General features: G+C 50.4%; 16 protein-coding genes. 8 read left to right on the top strand and 8 right to left on the bottom strand.

Annotation, left to right across the window (positions count from 1 at the left end; genetic code table 11):
• Positions 1–4: 4 nt before the first annotated feature.
• From E4L36_RS15780 to E4L36_RS15770, 3 genes are all read right to left on the bottom strand, one after another.
• Entirely contained in the window at positions 5–451 is a 447-nt protein-coding gene (locus tag E4L36_RS15780; RefSeq protein ID WP_127694886.1) for a cytochrome c, read from the bottom strand.
• Positions 452–516: 65 nt separating this feature from the next.
• Positions 517–1,032: a flavodoxin gene (locus E4L36_RS15775; protein ID WP_136681395.1), complete on the bottom strand. Its 516-nt coding sequence runs from the start codon at positions 1,030–1,032 to the stop codon at positions 517–519.
• 84 nt (positions 1,033–1,116) lie between these two features.
• Entirely contained in the window at positions 1,117–1,449 is a 333-nt protein-coding gene (locus E4L36_RS15770) for a phasin family protein (protein ID WP_127694884.1), read from the bottom strand.
• Positions 1,450–1,620: 171 nt separating this feature from the next.
• Here E4L36_RS15770 and gloA point away from each other — a divergent pair, with 171 nt between their 5' ends.
• From gloA to E4L36_RS15750, 4 genes are all read left to right on the top strand, one after another.
• Positions 1,621–2,019, top strand: a complete 399-nt coding sequence (gene gloA, locus E4L36_RS15765; RefSeq protein ID WP_136681394.1) for a lactoylglutathione lyase — start codon at positions 1,621–1,623, stop codon at positions 2,017–2,019.
• 206 nt (positions 2,020–2,225) lie between these two features.
• Positions 2,226–3,032 (top strand): tetratricopeptide repeat protein, encoded by an 807-nt coding sequence (locus E4L36_RS15760; protein ID WP_136681393.1) that lies wholly within the window; start codon positions 2,226–2,228, stop codon positions 3,030–3,032.
• Positions 3,033–3,147: 115 nt separating this feature from the next.
• On the top strand, positions 3,148–4,377 hold the full coding sequence (locus E4L36_RS15755; RefSeq protein ID WP_136681392.1) for a YeeE/YedE family protein: 1,230 nt from the start codon (positions 3,148–3,150) through the stop codon (positions 4,375–4,377).
• A gap of 25 nt (positions 4,378–4,402) precedes the next feature.
• A complete protein-coding gene (locus E4L36_RS15750; RefSeq protein ID WP_127694880.1) occupies positions 4,403–4,858 on the top strand; it encodes an RDD family protein in 456 nt (151 codons plus the stop codon).
• A 27-nt stretch (positions 4,859–4,885) separates the two neighbouring features.
• Here the strand turns inward: E4L36_RS15750 and lptG are convergent, their stop codons facing one another.
• Positions 4,886–5,950: an LPS export ABC transporter permease LptG gene (lptG, locus tag E4L36_RS15745; protein WP_346763631.1), complete on the bottom strand. Its 1,065-nt coding sequence runs from the start codon at positions 5,948–5,950 to the stop codon at positions 4,886–4,888.
• Positions 5,947–7,062 carry an LPS export ABC transporter permease LptF gene (gene lptF, locus E4L36_RS15740; protein WP_136681391.1) on the bottom strand — a complete coding sequence of 372 codons (1,116 nt, stop codon included), beginning with the start codon at positions 7,060–7,062 and terminating at the stop codon, positions 5,947–5,949. The genes lptG and lptF overlap by 4 nt, the downstream gene beginning before the upstream one ends.
• A 182-nt stretch (positions 7,063–7,244) precedes the next feature.
• Between lptF and E4L36_RS15735 the strand changes: the two genes are divergently transcribed.
• The 3 genes from E4L36_RS15735 to E4L36_RS15725 all read left to right on the top strand — a co-directional run bounded on the left by E4L36_RS15735 (position 7,245) and on the right by E4L36_RS15725 (position 12,242).
• Positions 7,245–8,750, top strand: coding sequence for a leucyl aminopeptidase (locus E4L36_RS15735; protein WP_136681390.1), 1,506 nt, complete (start codon positions 7,245–7,247; stop codon positions 8,748–8,750).
• 4 nt (positions 8,751–8,754) lie between these two features.
• Complete coding sequence (locus E4L36_RS15730) at positions 8,755–9,189, top strand: DNA polymerase III subunit chi (RefSeq protein WP_136681389.1); 435 nt, start codon at positions 8,755–8,757, stop codon at positions 9,187–9,189.
• Positions 9,190–9,386: 197 nt separating this feature from the next.
• Complete coding sequence (locus E4L36_RS15725; protein ID WP_136681388.1) at positions 9,387–12,242, top strand: valine--tRNA ligase; 2,856 nt, start codon at positions 9,387–9,389, stop codon at positions 12,240–12,242.
• Between the two features lie 440 nt (positions 12,243–12,682).
• On the opposite strand, the gene E4L36_RS15720 is transcribed toward E4L36_RS15725, so the two are convergent.
• Together E4L36_RS15720 and E4L36_RS17855 are read right to left on the bottom strand one after the other, a co-directional pair.
• On the bottom strand, positions 12,683–14,203 hold the full coding sequence (locus E4L36_RS15720) for a DUF2235 domain-containing protein (protein WP_136681387.1): 1,521 nt from the start codon (positions 14,201–14,203) through the stop codon (positions 12,683–12,685).
• A 198-nt stretch (positions 14,204–14,401) separates the two neighbouring features.
• Positions 14,402–14,557 carry a hypothetical protein gene (locus E4L36_RS17855; protein WP_169051564.1) on the bottom strand — a complete coding sequence of 52 codons (156 nt, stop codon included), beginning with the start codon at positions 14,555–14,557 and terminating at the stop codon, positions 14,402–14,404.
• Between the two features lie 267 nt (positions 14,558–14,824).
• Between E4L36_RS17855 and E4L36_RS15715 the strand changes: the two genes are divergently transcribed.
• A complete protein-coding gene (locus E4L36_RS15715) occupies positions 14,825–15,733 on the top strand; it encodes a homocysteine S-methyltransferase family protein (protein ID WP_136681386.1) in 909 nt (302 codons plus the stop codon).
• 26 nt (positions 15,734–15,759) lie between these two features.
• Here the strand turns inward: E4L36_RS15715 and E4L36_RS15710 are convergent, their stop codons facing one another.
• Positions 15,760–16,215: a DUF302 domain-containing protein gene (locus E4L36_RS15710; protein WP_136681385.1), complete on the bottom strand. Its 456-nt coding sequence runs from the start codon at positions 16,213–16,215 to the stop codon at positions 15,760–15,762.
• Positions 16,216–16,324 lie beyond the last annotated feature (109 nt).

Here is a 16,324-nt window from a genome sequence, read left to right as displayed (position 1 = left end):
GTGATTACTCTTCACGGAAGTTATCGTGGCAGCCTTTACATGTTTTACCGAGCGCACCGAAAGCTGGCTTAATTTTCGCCATATCACCGCTTTTTGCGACTTCAGCAAGTGCAGCAGATTTTTCTACCATCATTTTCATGCCTTGGTCGAACTTTTCTTTGTTCTCCCAAATTTCCTCTTTTGCATCGGTATCGCCTGCATCAGTCCCTTCTGCGAAACCTTCCTGTGGCATTTGCGCTAGCGCAGCGATCAATTTAGCACGGCGCTCAAAGTCCGCAGCATCGTAATCGATCTTGCCTTTGATCATGCCCACCATCGGACCAAAATGCCATTTCATCGCATTGAAAACGCCTTGGCGGTACTCAATTGCTTTATCTGCGTCTACAGCACCTGCAGTCGCACTCATTGTGATCGCGGCCGCTGCAATCGCAGTCATAAGATGCTTCTTCATGATGGTTCTTTCCTTGTCTTGGGTTTTAATATTAGATTATTCTAATTAATGATAACATGACCATATTACAAACTGAACTCACCCCGCAACTGTGCTACCCATTGCTCGATCCGTTCAGGTGTATCTGCACTTTGGCTATCCTCGTCAAGCGCGAGACCAACAAACTGGCTACCATCTGCTGTTAGCGCTTTTGATGCTTCAAACCGGTACCCTTCCACCGGCCAAAGCCCCCCTAACTGAGCTTCGCCTTTAACAAGCTCAGCATACAGTAAGCCCATGGCATCCAAAAACCACTCTCCGTAGCCAATTTGATCACCCAAGCCGAACAGCGCACAGGGTTTGCCTTTTAAATGCAGTGCATTGAGCTCGGGCCACAGATCCGCCCAATCTTCCTGCAGCTCGCCAAAATCCCATGTGGGTATACCGAACAGGCAAACATCATATGCCGAAATACCCTCAAAGCCCTGCTCCATTATGTCGTGCAAGCACGCTTGCTCGCCAAAAGCAGCTGCCAACTGCTCAGCGACAGCCTGTGTATTACCAGTCGTTGAGCCATAAATAATACCAATACGTTTCGTCATGATGCCGTTCAAATTGCTGGGAGTAGGAGAAAATTAGCGATAAAAAAAGCAGCCAACGCTGCTTTTGTAAAAGCTCATCTGCGTTTAACGATTGTTATCCGCAAACGGATTAAAGACATCCTTCGTGATCTGCTCGATCTCCGCGCGCGCCTCTTCTAGCGCCTGCATGTTACGCGAGCTGGCACTTTTCAGCGTTTCTTCCAGCTCTTTCGCGTACGCCTGCTGCAATGTCATAAGATCATTCGGCGATTCACATTTCTGTAACTCTTTTGTTTGCTGGATGGTCGCTTCGATGCAAGATTTCGTACACTCCATCTGTTGACGGGTGAGTTCTTCTAGCATTTTCGTCTGAATATTGATCAGGTCTTTGAAGGGCTCTAGGGAGTCATTCATTTTTTTTGTCATATCTTGAAACATAAGCACTTCCTTCGAATAAAGCAGCCCGAGTAAAAAGCCATATACGTTATACTTAAGCATTCTATCTGCTATTCAGCAAGCTTACTGTAAGCACCGAACTTTTCTATCACCTTATAGTCACAGCCGGCTGAAAGACCTTGAAACCGTGCACAGCAAACCATTGGAGTATTTATGCGCCTGCTACACACTATGCTTCGTGTTGTTGATCTGGAGAAATCGATCAACTTTTACACTGAAATTCTGGGTATGAAGTTACTACGCCGTAAAGATTACCCAGAAGGAAAGTTCACTTTAGCGTTTCTAGGTTACGGCGATGAAGCAAACCATACAGCACTGGAACTTACACATAACTGGGACACAGACAGCTACGAACTCGGCAACGCGTATGGCCATATCGCGATTGAAGTAGATGATGTGTACCAAGCGTGCGAGGCTATAAAAGCTAAAGGTGGCGATGTTGTGCGCGATGCAGGCCCGATGAAAAACAGCACCTCAGGGACTATATTGGCATTCGTAAAGGATCCAGATGGCTATATGGTCGAGCTATTAAGCCCAAAGCGCGGTGATTAAATAGCCTACAGGCTGGCGATTGTTTAACCGACATCAAGTTTGCTGCAATTTAGGGGCTGAAGTTCGCAGGCAGTTTGGTTAAACTTCGCAACATTAGATAAAGCTAATCAAATAACTCATCTGATTGGCTCCGGTTTCGTATATTCTTTGAGCGCCTGTATAATGGGCGCTCTTTTGTCCCGCCAACCGTTGGGGTATATCCTGAAATGAGCAAAAAATTGATTCTGGCTACTGCTAGCCTGGTATTAAGTTTACAGGCCATGCCTGTGTCAGCTGCGAGTGTTGTTGCAGCTCAAGCAGCATTCGAAAGCCAAGACTATGCGGCTGTTCTAAAAGAAGTGACACCGCTTGCTAAAGAAGGCAACCCAGATGCCACCAATCTACTGGGTCAACTTTACGAGGGTGGCTTAGGTGTTAACCAAGATATCGAGAAAGCTAAATCACTCTACAATCAGGGCGCACGCCAAGGCCATATCGGCAGCGTAAACAGCCTTCGCAAGCTAAAAAACAAAGCCTATAAAGTTGAGCTTGAAGCTCTGATGCCTAAAGTTGAAGCGGGCGATGCATCAGCACAGAACCGCGCGGGTGAGATGTACGAATTTGGCTACGGCACACCGCGTGATGGCGCTGCAGCGTTTGATCTATACAAAGCCGCAGCAGATCAAGGCCTTGTTTCTGCACAGCATAACTTAGGCCGTAGCTATAACTTTGGCACAGGCACTGAGCAAAGCTTTGAAGAAGCTGAGCACTGGTACCGTGTTGCTGCACGCCAAGGTCATACCGATGCGATGTTCTACCTCGGTACGCTTTACTCCAATGGCTACGGCCAAGATAGCAGCCACGATTCCGATATCATCGCCTATGCGTGGATGCACAACGCAGCAGCATTAGGTAACGGCACTGCCGCTTCCATCGAGAGCCGTTTGCTAATGAAGCTTGAAGCCAACCAGATGGCTGAAGCAAAGTCGCTAGCAGAAGAGTACAAAGACGTTTACGTAAAACCGTTTAAGTAAGCGCACACTCGCCGCTCCGCTCGGGGCGGCTACTTATTGAGCACCTTTCTTATAATCGCCTCCAACTGGTGATATATTAGCCTGCTTTTTGACACACTAGGCTAATGAGTACGCGATGAACTCCTCTTCAACCTCTCCGGCAATGGATGCGCAAACCACAGGACGTAAGACTCTATTTTTTGTTGTATTGCTCTGCAGCGGTGCATTTTTGTGGTTAGCCAATCAGGAGTCTTGGTTTGAGGCCGCTCTCCTTGCATTAGGCGCAGCTCTTGGCTTAACGCTTTACCACGCAGCTTTTGGTTTCACGACTGCGTGGCGCAGCTTCATCCTGCACGGTAAAGGCAAAGGCTTGCGCGCGCAGATGTTGATGCTTGCAGTGGCGGTTTGTCTGTTCTTTCCTGCACTGGGTGCTGGGGAGCTGTTCGGCACAACGGTCAACGGCTTCAATCGCCCGTTAGGCTGGTCGATTATCTGCGGAGCCTTTATCTTCGGCATTGGTATGCAATTAGGTAACGGCTGTGCATCTGGCAACCTCTATCACGCTGGTGGTGGCCAACTTAGAGCGATTCCAAGCATGCTGGGGTTTGCAGCGGGAGGCCTTTGGGCCACAAAAGACTACGAATGGTGGACTTCATTGCCGCAGCTCGCCCCTGTATCCACCATTCAAAGCCTTGGTGTACCGATGGCCATCATCGCTAACTTGGTGGTGTTCGCCGCCATTGCCGCGCTCACGGTTTGGTTCGAAAAACGCCGCCACGGTTACGTTGAACGCGATAAAGCCGATGGTACGCTCACTCTACCCAAGCGCCTGCTCAGCGGCCCATGGCCTTTTATTTGGGGCGCAGTCGCACTGGCGTTGCTGAACTTTGCCACGCTCGCCATGATTGGCCGCCCGTGGGCCGTCGCCATTGCTTACCCATTGTGGGGCGCAAAGCTTGCAGAAACTTTCGGCATGGATCTAGAGCTCGATTTTTGGACGTATTGGCTCCAACCCGGCCGTGAAGACGCCCTACTAGAACCACTGACAACCGATGCCGCCACGCTCATGAATGTTGGTGTCATTTTGGGAGCACTGCTAGCTGCTGCGCTGGCGGGCAAGCTTTTACTGCAGTGGCGGATGCCTTGGCAAAACTGGATCGCTGCTGTGCTGGGTGGCTTACTGTTGGGTTATGGTGCAACGATCTCGTTTGGCTGCAATATTGGCGCTTACTTCGGCGGTATTGTTTCCGGTAGTTTGCATGGCTGGCTGTGGCTAGTAGCAGCGTTTATCGGCAATATCATTGGGACGTGGTTCCGCCCCCTCTTTAAGCTTTCGAATCAAACAGAGAGCCGCAGCGCTTGCTAATTGAAGGTTAACGTAAGGATAAATAATGCCTCGTAGAGTTGTTTTTGATCAAACCGGTGTCACAGAAGCAAACCTTTTTAAACGCCTAGCCGCACTTGTGTACGACTTACTCGTTGTGATTGCCGTACTCTTTTTTGTTGGTGGTATCGGTGTAGCGCTCAACGGTGGGGAAGCGGCCGAAGGCCCGCTGATGCAGAGCGCTTATTTCGTTGTCATCTTTCTATTTAATGGCTTCTTCTGGACTAAGTCAGGCCAAACCATCGGCATGATGGCATGGCGCCTTCGTGTTCAGTCGTTAGAGGGCTACAGCCTAACGTGGAGCCAAGCGCTTAAGCGTTGGTTGGCCGCAATCGTATCGATCGCCGCCGCAGGTTTCGGTTACTGGTGGATGCTTTTCTCTGATGAACGCCTGACATGGCATGACCGATTTTCAAGCTCACGCGTTGTGGTGATACCAAAACGAAAAAAAGAGCAGTCTTAACTGCTCTTTTTTTCGCCTATTCTCACGTTAACCGGCGCGTTTTAACAAGATAAAACCAACGCCAGCACAAACGGCTATCGGTATCATCGTTGCTACCAGCGGCGTAAAGCCCACAACCAAACTCGCAGGGCCTAGCAAGTCTTGAGAAAACTTAAATACCAGACCAACAATAACGCCTGCCACGATCCGCTGCCCCACCGTCACGCTACGCAGCGGTCCAAAGACAAACGAAACACCCACCAGTACCAGCGCAAGAATCCCCACCGGTTGTAACACCTTCGTCCAAAAAGCCAATAGATATTGGTTGGCATCTAGCCCCTGCTCAGCCAGATAGCCGGTGTATGACCACAAGCCACTGATCGAAAGATCCACAGGTTTCACAACAATAACCGACAGCAGTGTAGGCGTCAGCCCCGAATGCCACAGCTCTTGCGAAGCGCTACTTACCTGAGTGCGATCGCCTAAGAACACCGTCTGCTGTACCTCTTTGAGTATCCACCCTTGCTCGGAATAGGTTCCTGTGGCGGCAAAGCTTGCGCTCACCATCTGCAAGCGCTCATCGAAGGTATACCGCGTGATACCGTGGATTTTGCCACCCGGCTCAACTGCGTTGATATGGATAAATTGATTATCTTCGCGGTGCCAAACGCCGTGTTCAGAGCGCAGCGCTTGTCCATTAGACTTCGCCAGCGCCCGCGAGCTTTCCGCCACCTGTTCACTATGGGGTACGACGTACTCACCCATTAAAACAGCGACCAACGCCAGCAAGATGGCAGGCTTCATCACCGCCATCACGATACGGCCGATAGAGATACCCGCCGCTCGCATTACCGTGAGTTCGCTATTACTTGCCAGCATACCTAGCCCCACTAAACAGCCCACAAGGCTCGCTAGTGGCAGAAACTCGTAAAGCCGCCCCGGCGCTCGATAGGCCAAGTAGTAGAGCACATCACTCATGGTGTAGCGCTCGTTGATATCGGCCGCTTGAGCGACAAACTCAAAAATCAGATCAAGCCCCAGCACGATCAGCAAAATGACGAATACTGCGCTCAAGACCTGGGCCGCAATGTAGCGTTCCAAACGAAGCATCATGACGATTTACTCCGCTGTGGCAAACGCGGCACCAGGTTCGCGACCCGTTCCCAGAAACGGTCACCAAACAGCAAACTCAGCGCGAATAAGAAGAAACCAAGGTGGATCAGCCACAAACTGATAACGCCCATTTTGCCATCATCAATCGCACCTTTCGCACCTGTAAGTAAGGTGAGGTAGGTCATGTAAAGCAGAATCGAGGGGATCAGCTTCGCGTAGCGGCCTTGGCGCGGATTGGTCTTACTCATGGGCACCGCAATCAGCGTGATAATTAAGGCAAGTAGCGGCATCGATAGACGCCAGTGCAGCTCAGCACGATGTTCAGAATCATCAATCGCCATGAGTTCAGAGAGCGTCAACGCGTCGATCTTAGCTGGGCGCTGATACCCCTGTGCTGGCGGCATCAAAAAGCCATACTCCTGAAACGCGATCTCGGTGTAGTCGGCTCGCCCCGGTTCGCCGTCGTAACGAAACCCTTTTTCTAGCACCACAAAACGCTCTTGGGTTTCAGGGTTGGTGATGACTTGGCGGCCAGCCTCGGCAACGACAACGCGCAATTGACCTGTTTTTTCATCACGCTCAGAGACAAACACAAAGCTCAGCTCCTTCTCATCGCCGTCGTAGGCACTGGTGTAGGAGGTGCGCGAGCCACCACGCAAACTATGAAAACGCCCCGGCGTTAAGTTATCTAGCTCGCTTTTCTTACTCTCTTGCTCGTAGATCTGCTCCACCTGCTGCCAACTCAAAGGCGAAAGGTAGAGTGATAGCAACGCAACCACCGCACTCACGAGAAGCGCAGGCCCCAGCGCAAATCGCGCCAGCTTACCGGAGCTCATACCGCTGGCCCGTAGCACGACCATTTCACTTTCTAGGTACATGCGGCCAAGCGCCAGCAGCACGCCCAAGAACAACCCCAGCGGCAGAATCAGCACCAACATGCCGGGGATACGGTAAGCCACCAGTTGAAACACAAACTCCGGCGACAGCTCACCAGCCACCACGTAAGAGAGAAACTTGATAAAGCGCCCACTGACAATAATCAGTGTTAGCACAAGGCTCACCGCCACTGTGCTCATCAAAATTTGCCGCGCTAGGTAACGAAAAATAATCAACCGAATACCGCCCGAAAAAAGAAACTAATCAACGAAAACAAAGCTCTGAGTTTTATCTGGACTGCCGCGCCACTTGGCGTTCTGTGCAGCGTCCTTTATAGTGCCAGCTAACATAAACGCAGCTGGAATTCTGCGTCAGCATTATCTATTAATCCAGCCGCAAAGTCTTGTTTGGAGCCCTCATGGATTTTGAAATTGTAAACGGCAACGTTGCCACCTTAGATACCGAATGCCTCGTGATTGGTGTCGCAGCTGATGCTGCACTAACCCCTTCGGCAACCGCTATTAACAGTGCTGCTCAAGGCTACCTTTCTGACCTCGTTGCCGCTGGTGATATCAAAGGTAAAACCGGCGAAACACTCTTGCTACAGCGCCTTAATGGCGTGAGCGCTAAGCGCATTTTGGTGGTGGGCCTTGGTAAAGCAGATGAGCGCCACGACCGTAGCTATAAAAAAGTGATCAAAGCAATTTTGAGCCAAGTTAAGGCGCTGAATTTGAAAGAGATCACCATCGCGCTGGATGGCGAAGCCTCCGACCAAGCGGATACCTACCGCCAAACACGCTTGCTGGTAGAAACGGCCACCGCAGAGCTCTACCAATACGACGCCACCAAGAGTAAAAAAGCTGACCCGTATGCCATCGAAAAGTTCGCTATTCACCTGAGCGAAGACGACACTGAAGAGGGTGAAGGCGCGTTGGTTGATGGTGCGGCTATCGCTAACGGGATGAACACCGCCCGTGAACTTGGCAACCTGCCGGGCAATATCTGCACGCCAACCTACCTTGCTGACCAAGCCAAAGAACTTGCCAACGAGTATGACTCGGTCACATGCGAAGTGCTGGATGAAGATGCAATGCGTCAGCTCGGCATGAACTGCCTACTGTCTGTAGGCAACGGTAGCGAGCAACCATCGCAACTGATCATTATCAAACACAATGGTGGTGAAGAGGGCGACAAACCACACGTACTTGTGGGTAAGGGCATCACCTTTGATACCGGCGGCATCTCGTTGAAGCCGGGCGCTAAAATGGACGAAATGAAGTTTGATATGTGCGGCGCAGCTTCCGTAATGGGCGCGATGACAGCCATTGCTGAGATGGACTTGCCGATCAATATCTACGGTGTCATTGCAGCGGCTGAAAATATGCCAAGCGGCCACGCCACCAAACCCGGCGATATCGTCACTACGCTTTCTGGTCAAACGGTTGAGATCCTCAACACCGACGCCGAAGGCCGTTTGGTACTGTGCGATACACTGACTTATGTTGAGCGCTTTGAACCTGCCAGCGTTGTGGATATCGCAACACTAACCGGTGCGTGTATTGTTGCACTGGGCCATGTGCCTTCTGGCGTGATGACCAACGATGAAGACCTTGCTCAAGAGCTAAGCGTTGCGGGCGATTACGCGTCTGATCGTGTTTGGCGTTTACCGCTGTGGGATGATTACCAAGAGCTACTGGACAGCAACTTTGCTGATATCGCTAACATTGGCGGTCCAGCAGCCGGGACGATCACGGCAGGGTGCTTCCTAAGCCGCTTCACCAAAGCGTATCGTTGGGCCCACATTGATATCGCGGGTACCGCGTGGAACTCTGCCGGTAAAGCAAAAGGTGCCACTGGGCGCTGTGTACCGCTACTGGCGCAGTACATGCTGAACCAAGCCGCTGACGTGATCGACGACGAGTAACCCGATGCCGCAAGCTGACTTCTACATTCTGCCAAGCACCGACACCGATAGCCGCTATCAGTTTCTGACGCGGCTCTGCGGCCGTGCGCTTGCTGCTGGGCATAAGCTGTATATCCATACCGCGTCACAGCAGATGGCCGAAGAGGTCAGCAATTGGCTCTGGCGGGCAGAGAGCGAAGCGTTCCTGCCCAACTCCCTAGCCAGCGATACCCAGCTGGCCCCGATCCGTTTAGGTTGGGATCTCCCCCACCTGCCAACACAACCCGATATGCTGGTTAACTTAACCTCTGGTTATCTTGATCATACCGAACAGTTTGCTCGCATCGCCGAAGTTGTGGTGCAAGAACCCACCATCTTGGCTGATACTCGCCAACGCTTTAAGCGCTACCAAGCGGCCGGCATTCAGCCGAGTATGCATGATATGCGCAAGCGCACTTAGTGCCGCCATACAGCAACACGTCTAGCGCTGAAAAGCGGCGCAATTTCTCTCGCGTTACCTTCTGCCATCCGCACACAACGGGTATAATGGCCGGCTAAACCGAATCACATGCAGCTTGCACTGGCGCGCAGCGAATTTCGTGCTGACCGCCACGTCTAACCGAACGCAAACTGATAGCGCAAGAGACAGAAGAGACGATGGATACAACTTACCAGCCGAACGAGATCGAAAAATCCTGGTACCAAACTTGGGAAGAGAATAACTACTTCGCACCCTCTGGCGAAGGTGACTCTTACTGCATCATGATTCCACCGCCGAATGTCACAGGCAGTTTGCACATGGGTCACGCGTTCCAACACACCATTATGGACGCACTCACCCGCTACAAGCGCATGCAAGGCAAAAACACGCTATGGCAAGTGGGCACCGACCACGCGGGTATCGCGACACAAATGGTCGTTGAGCGTAAGCTCGCTGCCGAAGAGCAAAAGTCGCGCCATGATCTGGGCCGCGACAAGTTCATCGAAAAAATCTGGGAGTGGAAAGAACACTCAGGTGGCACTATCACCGGCCAGATGCGCCGCTTAGGTAACTCCGTCGATTGGCCAACTGAACGCTTCACGATGGATGACGGCTTCTACAACGCGGTACAAGAGGTGTTTATCCGCCTGTACGACGAAGGCCTGATCTACCGTGGCAAACGCCTCGTCAACTGGGATCCAAAGCTACACACCGCTATCTCTGATCTCGAAGTAGAGAACAAAGAGGTCAAGGGTAAGATGTGGTATCTGCGTTATCCACTGGCAGATGGCGCTACAACAGCCGAAGGCGATAACTTTATCGTGGTGGGCACAACGCGCCCAGAAACCATGCTAGGTGACACCGGTGTTGCTGTTAACCCAGAAGATGACCGCTACAAAGATCTCATCGGTAAGTTTGTTGAGCTGCCACTGGTTGGCCGCCGTATTCCCATTGTTGCTGACGAACACGCCGATATGGAGAAGGGCTCTGGCTGTGTGAAGATCACACCAGCGCACGACTTTAACGATAACGAAGTGGGCAAGCGCTGCGGCCTGCCGATGATCAACGTCTTCACGCTAGACGCACACATCCGCGATGAGGCAGAAGGCTTCAACACCGATGGCACACCTAACTCAGAGATCGATACTACCTTGCCAGAGCAATATCGCGGTATGGAGCGCTTTGCTGCCCGTAAAGCGATCGTTGCTGATTTTGAAGCGGCAGGCTTGCTGGTAAAAGTTGAAGAGAACGACATGACGGTGCCTTACGGTGACCGTGGCGGTGTTGTTATCGAGCCGATGCTAACCGACCAATGGTTTGCCGATGCAAAAACACTGGCTAAACCGGCCGTTGAAGCTGTTGAAAATGGCGATATCAAATTTGTACCTAAACAGTACGAGAATATGTTCTTCGCGTGGATGCGCGATATCCAAGACTGGTGTATCTCACGTCAGCTATGGTGGGGCCACCGCATTCCAGCATTCTACGACAACGACGGTAACGTCTATGTTGCTAACAGTGCAGCCGCTGCACGCGAGAAGTACAACCTACCAGCAGAGACCGAACTCAAACAGGACGACGATGTACTGGACACATGGTTCAGCTCTGGCCTGTGGACATTCGGCACACTAGGCTGGCCAGAAAACACCGAGCGCCTGCAAACGTTCCACCCAACCGACGTACTGGTAACAGGTTTCGATATCATCTTCTTCTGGGTTGCCCGCATGATGATGATGACCATGCACTTCATGAAAAATGAAGATGGCACGCCACAAGTTCCGTTCAAAACGGTGTACGTCACCGGCCTGATTCGTGATGAGAATGGCGACAAGATGTCTAAATCCAAGGGCAACGTGCTTGACCCGCTGGATATGATTGATGGCATCGACCTCCCTACGCTGCTGGAAAAACGCACCGGCAACATGATGCAGCCACAACTAGCCGAGAAGATTGGCAAACGCACCGAGAAGCAGTTCCCAGAAGGGATTGCCGCACACGGTACCGATGCCCTGCGCTTTACACTGGCAGCGCTGGCAACCACTGGCCGCGACATCAACTGGGACATGAAGCGCCTAGAGGGCTACCGTAACTTCTGTAACAAAATCTGGAACGCAGCACGCTATGTACAGATGAACACAGAGGGCGAAGATTGCGGCCAAAACGGCGGCGATGTGGAGCTATCACTGGCTGATCGTTGGATCGCCAGCCAGCTACAACGCGTAGAAGCAGAAACGGCAAAACACCTTGATGAGTACCGCTTTGATCTTGCCTCACAAACGCTGTACGACTTCATCTGGAACGAGTACTGCGGCTGGTATTTAGAGCTATCAAAACCGGTACTATGGGACGATAACGCATCTGCTGAAGCTAAGCGTGGCACCCGCCGTACATTGGTTCGTGCACTAGAAGTGATCTTGCGTTTACTCCACCCAATCATGCCGTATATCACTGAAGAGATCTGGCAGTCGATCAAAGGCGTTGCGGGGGCTGAAGGCGACACCATCATGCTGCAAAGCTTCCCAATTGCCGACGAAAGCAAGATCGACACGGCAGCCGAAGCAGACATCGAGTGGCTGAAAGGCGTTATCACCGGCGTTCGTAACATTCGCGGTGAGATGGGTATCTCCCCTGCCAAAGAGCTGGATGTGTTATTCCAAAACGGAAACGCACAAGACCAAGCGCGCTTGGAAGCTAACCGCACCTTCCTCTCTAAGCTAGCATCACTGGCTAGCATCACATGGCTGGAAGCGGGCGATGAAGCGCCGATGTCTGCCACACAACTGGTGGGCGATATGCAGGTATTGGTTCCCATGGCAGGCCTAATCGACAAAGGCGCAGAGCTGGCCCGCCTGAAGAAAGAGATGGATAAACTGCAAAAAGAGATTGGCCGTGTAGAAGGTAAGCTGGGCAATGAGAAATTCGTAGCCAACGCACCGGAAGCGGTTATCACCAAAGAGAAGGAAAAGCTGGAAACCGCTCAGGCGGCCTTCGCGCAGTTTAAAGAGCAGTACGGGAAGATAGAAGCTTTATAAGCTTCTATCTTCAGTGAATTTTAGGGCACTACTTAGTTGCGATAGTTAAAGACCAGAGACTCAGATGTATAATCGCAAAGCTACATTTATTAGCGCATGATTGAGTTTCAGCTCTTTACTGGCATTCTTCTATTACGGATAAAAAACGTACTCGCTATGCAAATAGCGTGTGCGTTTTTTGTCTTTAGAGCTACAGCAAAACGGCTAAAATATATCCTAAAGCAGTTTCTCGTTATGATGATAAAGACCAGCAATGCTTAGGTTACGCATATAACAAAAAACATGGAAAATAAGCTCCCAAAAAACTCACAGCAATAAACAATACTCCAGCTCCAAAAAACGAATTACACCTATAAAATAAGACCTTGGCAACAAAGCTACCGCTTAACAAGCTCAGAAGCGACTGCAAGATAATAGCAACCTTACTTTCGAGTAATAGTTTACTTAACTCTCTTCACTGTAAGCTTCACTGATCCTCTATTGTTTTCATAAAGACTCCAGACATCGTTCGGAAAACAATATAGATATCCAGGCTTCGTTACCTTTAAGGCCAATTTTTTCTTATGGTATTTAGGTAAATCTACATATTGATGAGGTACTGGGCTGCCATCATTTTTAATAGCGTTTGTGGTTCCTGCATCGTTAGCGATAGCACCAACCATCGTAAACCAGCTAAATTCCTCAACTCTCTTCGTCAACATAAAATCTGTTGACTCATTATTAGTAGCCTTCTTATAAAGGCTTTCAAAACTACCCCATACAGAGCCCGCACCACGAATAATATCTCCTACCGTGAGATCATCATCCTGAGTGCCTTTCCAGTCACATACATCTTTGCTATCCATCCACTCTCCTTTCGAGGAGAAAACATAATGACCTTTCTCTAAAAACAACCCTGTATCATTCCAGCGCTCACCAGCATATACATCAACGGTGATGCTCTCTCCAGGCTCTAGTTTGATGGTTGGATGATAAGCCGGATAATCAATGGGGGAGCGCTCTTGCCGAAGCAGGGCACTGGAGTGAAATTCTTTCGTACTATTCGGCTCCATAAGAGGAAGATTACGAGGCCTAGACCTCATTTTAGCGAACATTCCCTTATATGAGTTGTGCATAACACCCAAAGGGTTACCCTCTATCGTTTCAGGATATCCATCCCGGAACTCTAACCCTTGTGCTTGAGCTTGATCCATCATCCAGCGTAGAGAAACATCAGAGAGATCTTTCTCAGCGTATCCTCCGCCAATATCAGAATGCACACCTGGAAACCACTTCTCTTCAACGTCACCAGGGTGACTGTTGGCATTACTCCATCGAGTAACAGTAAAGCTGGAACGTTTTTCATCAATTGCCATAGCATGGCGTGCACACCGTACGTGCTCACCTAATTTGTTATCGTAAAAACGCCATTTATCGGGGTTATCAAGTAAGTTAAGTATTTCTAAGTCATCAGGGATACCCAAGGCTCCAACTGTATCCCAAACACCAATAAAACGAACAGGTACAGCTGCTTCTGAGTGCAAGAGCTTCCAACTTCTCGGTTTATCTTTTTGGGCCAAACGGTTTTCGAAATGTTGATGAACTCTCTTCCATTGTTGTTTAGGCGTAAGTCCTGTTAAGTCTAGAAGTCCTTGGCCTAAAAGGCCTGCTAAACTACGTGCTGTAAAAGCGCCACGACTGAAGCCAAATAGATATATTTCATCACCTTCTTCATAGTTACTCGCCAGCCAATGATAACCACTACAAATATGGCGTTTAATCCCAGCTCCGAAGGCCCCACCTACGATTGGTTTTATTAAACCGCCTTCACCACCTAAGCCTGGATGGTAGTACCGAATCTGGTCTGAGCTTTCAACCAATGCATTATTTAGTTGAACTACATTTGTTGGACATGGGGCGCCATTTACTTCCTGTTCAGGATTATTCCACGTTCCATCATAGCTAACGACTAGCTTCTTCATAATTCTTCCTCCAGAAGGAATCGGTTCCGTGTCTTGTTTTTGTTTTTCAAAGAAGAAGGAAAGAATCGACAGCCAACTTAAGGTGTTTTTCTGGTAGGGAGTCTAACTTTCCTTGTTATGGTTTCCGCTTACATTCCATAGCGCTTATTTAGACAGTTAAATTACACATGAATTCAAAACTTCATGCTTTCATACAACTCAGGGGGGGGTAAAGCGCTCAGCTTGAGTGAAGAAGGTTTTCTTTTTGCGGTAGCCTAGAGCACTGTCTGGCTTGCGAGCAGAATTTGAAGTAATGCTTTTTAAGAAGAACAGTACGATAAAAATCAGTACTGCGAAGATGATTGTCCATTCCATCGTCATCTCCTGTGACGTCTTAATCCCTTAGCCTTTCATGGCTTAACTACAGTTAGTTTGCCTAGCGCTGTATAACTTATCAACAACTTAGCTCAAACAAGCGTTGGGTATTCGGGGCTTTAAAGCCGTGATGAGCACGCAAGTCACTGCTCGGTCAGCGTATAGAGTAGCTATGCTTGCTGGCCTTCGTGAACACCGACCCATCGCTGGCTGTGGATAGATGGCTTGCGCTATAGTTTGGTTCTGATCAAGCGATGGAAACGGGTTATGAGCGCAGTTACGATTTTAGATGGCGGTATGGGGCGTGAGTTGGAGCGCCGCGGGGCTCCTTTCCAGCAGCCGGAATGGTCGGCTTTGGCAATGATGGAAGCGCCTGAGATTGTCACCGCTGTTCATACCGCGTTTATCGAGGCGGGCGCTCGCGTCATTACCACCAATAGTTATGCACTCGTGCCCTTTCATATCGGCGAACAGCGCTTTACAACAGACTGCGCACATCTAGCCCGTGCTGCGGTTAACGCCGCGCGCCAAGCTGCGGATAACAGTGGGCACGAGGTAGCGGTTGCTGGGTCAATCCCGCCGCTATTTGGCTCCTATCGGCCAGATCTATTTGATGCAAACCTTGCTGGTACAATCGCTCGCCCGCTGATCAGTGCACTGTCTGATGGCGTTGATCTGTGGATAAACGAGACGGTCAGCTCAATCGAAGAAGGGCTGTTTGTAAAAGCGTTGGTGGATGAGCTCGATAAACCGCCGCGTCCTTACTGGGTCTCTTTTACCTTGGAAGATAGCCACCCAACAGATCAACCTGTGCTGCGCTCTGGCGAGCCGGTCGCTGATGCGGTGATTGCGCTAGCCAATGCGGGTGTCGATGCCATTTTATTTAATTGCTGCCAGCCAGAGGTGATCGCCGATGCAATTCGCACCGCGGCCACCGTGCTCAAAGCCATCGATAAGCCCATTCAGCTAGGAGCCTACGCAAACGCCTTTGCACCTGCTCCGCAGGCATTGGATGCAAATAACGATCTTAATGCGATGCGCGCCGACATTACCCCTGAGGCACATTTAGCTTGGGTACGTGAATGGCAGCAGTTAGGCGCCACCTTGATTGGTGGGTGTTGTGGTATTGGCCCGGAGCACATCGCTGCCATAGCCAAGGATCAAGCAGCCAGCTAACCGCCGATATAGCTGGCTGTTGGAGGCTACTGAGTCGCAGCTTGGGCAAACTTAGCCAACGCGCCCGAAACCTTTTTCAGTACAGCATCACAGCCAGCAATACTGTGGCGGCTTTTTAGGTAGCTCGGTTCGTTGTAGCTAAACCAAACATCGCCCTGTTCATCTTCCCAAATTAAGGCTTTTTGCGGCAAATCCAACGCGACTTGCTGTTCGCACTGCATCAAGGGTGTTCCCACTTTTGGGTTACCAAAGATCACAACCTGCGTATCACGTAGTGAAAGGCCCGCTTTTTGTGCCCCGGCTTGATGGTCGATGACAGTGAATAACGTCATGCCTTTCGCGGCCAATATCTGCTCAAAGCGCTGGGTCGTTTCAGCAACACTGTGCATACTTTTTACGGATGTCACGCCAGCACTATTGTCCGCCTGTACGGCAGTCGTGGTACACACTGCCAAGCAGAGCGCCATGAGTTTTGTTCGCATACCTGATCTCCTTGTGTTGTCGTTATCAATTGAACGATCAGTGACCAGTATGCGAGCCATTTATCACGTTTAAATCACGAAACAGCGCATCGCTGCGACCTTAGAGCGA

Origin of the sequence: Neptunomonas sp. XY-337 (assembly GCF_004959845.1) — a bacterium.
GTDB lineage: Bacteria > Pseudomonadota > Gammaproteobacteria > Pseudomonadales > Balneatricaceae > Neptunomonas > Neptunomonas marina.
Note: the sequence above shows the minus strand (reverse complement) of the source record. Positions and strands in the feature narration are given on the sequence as shown.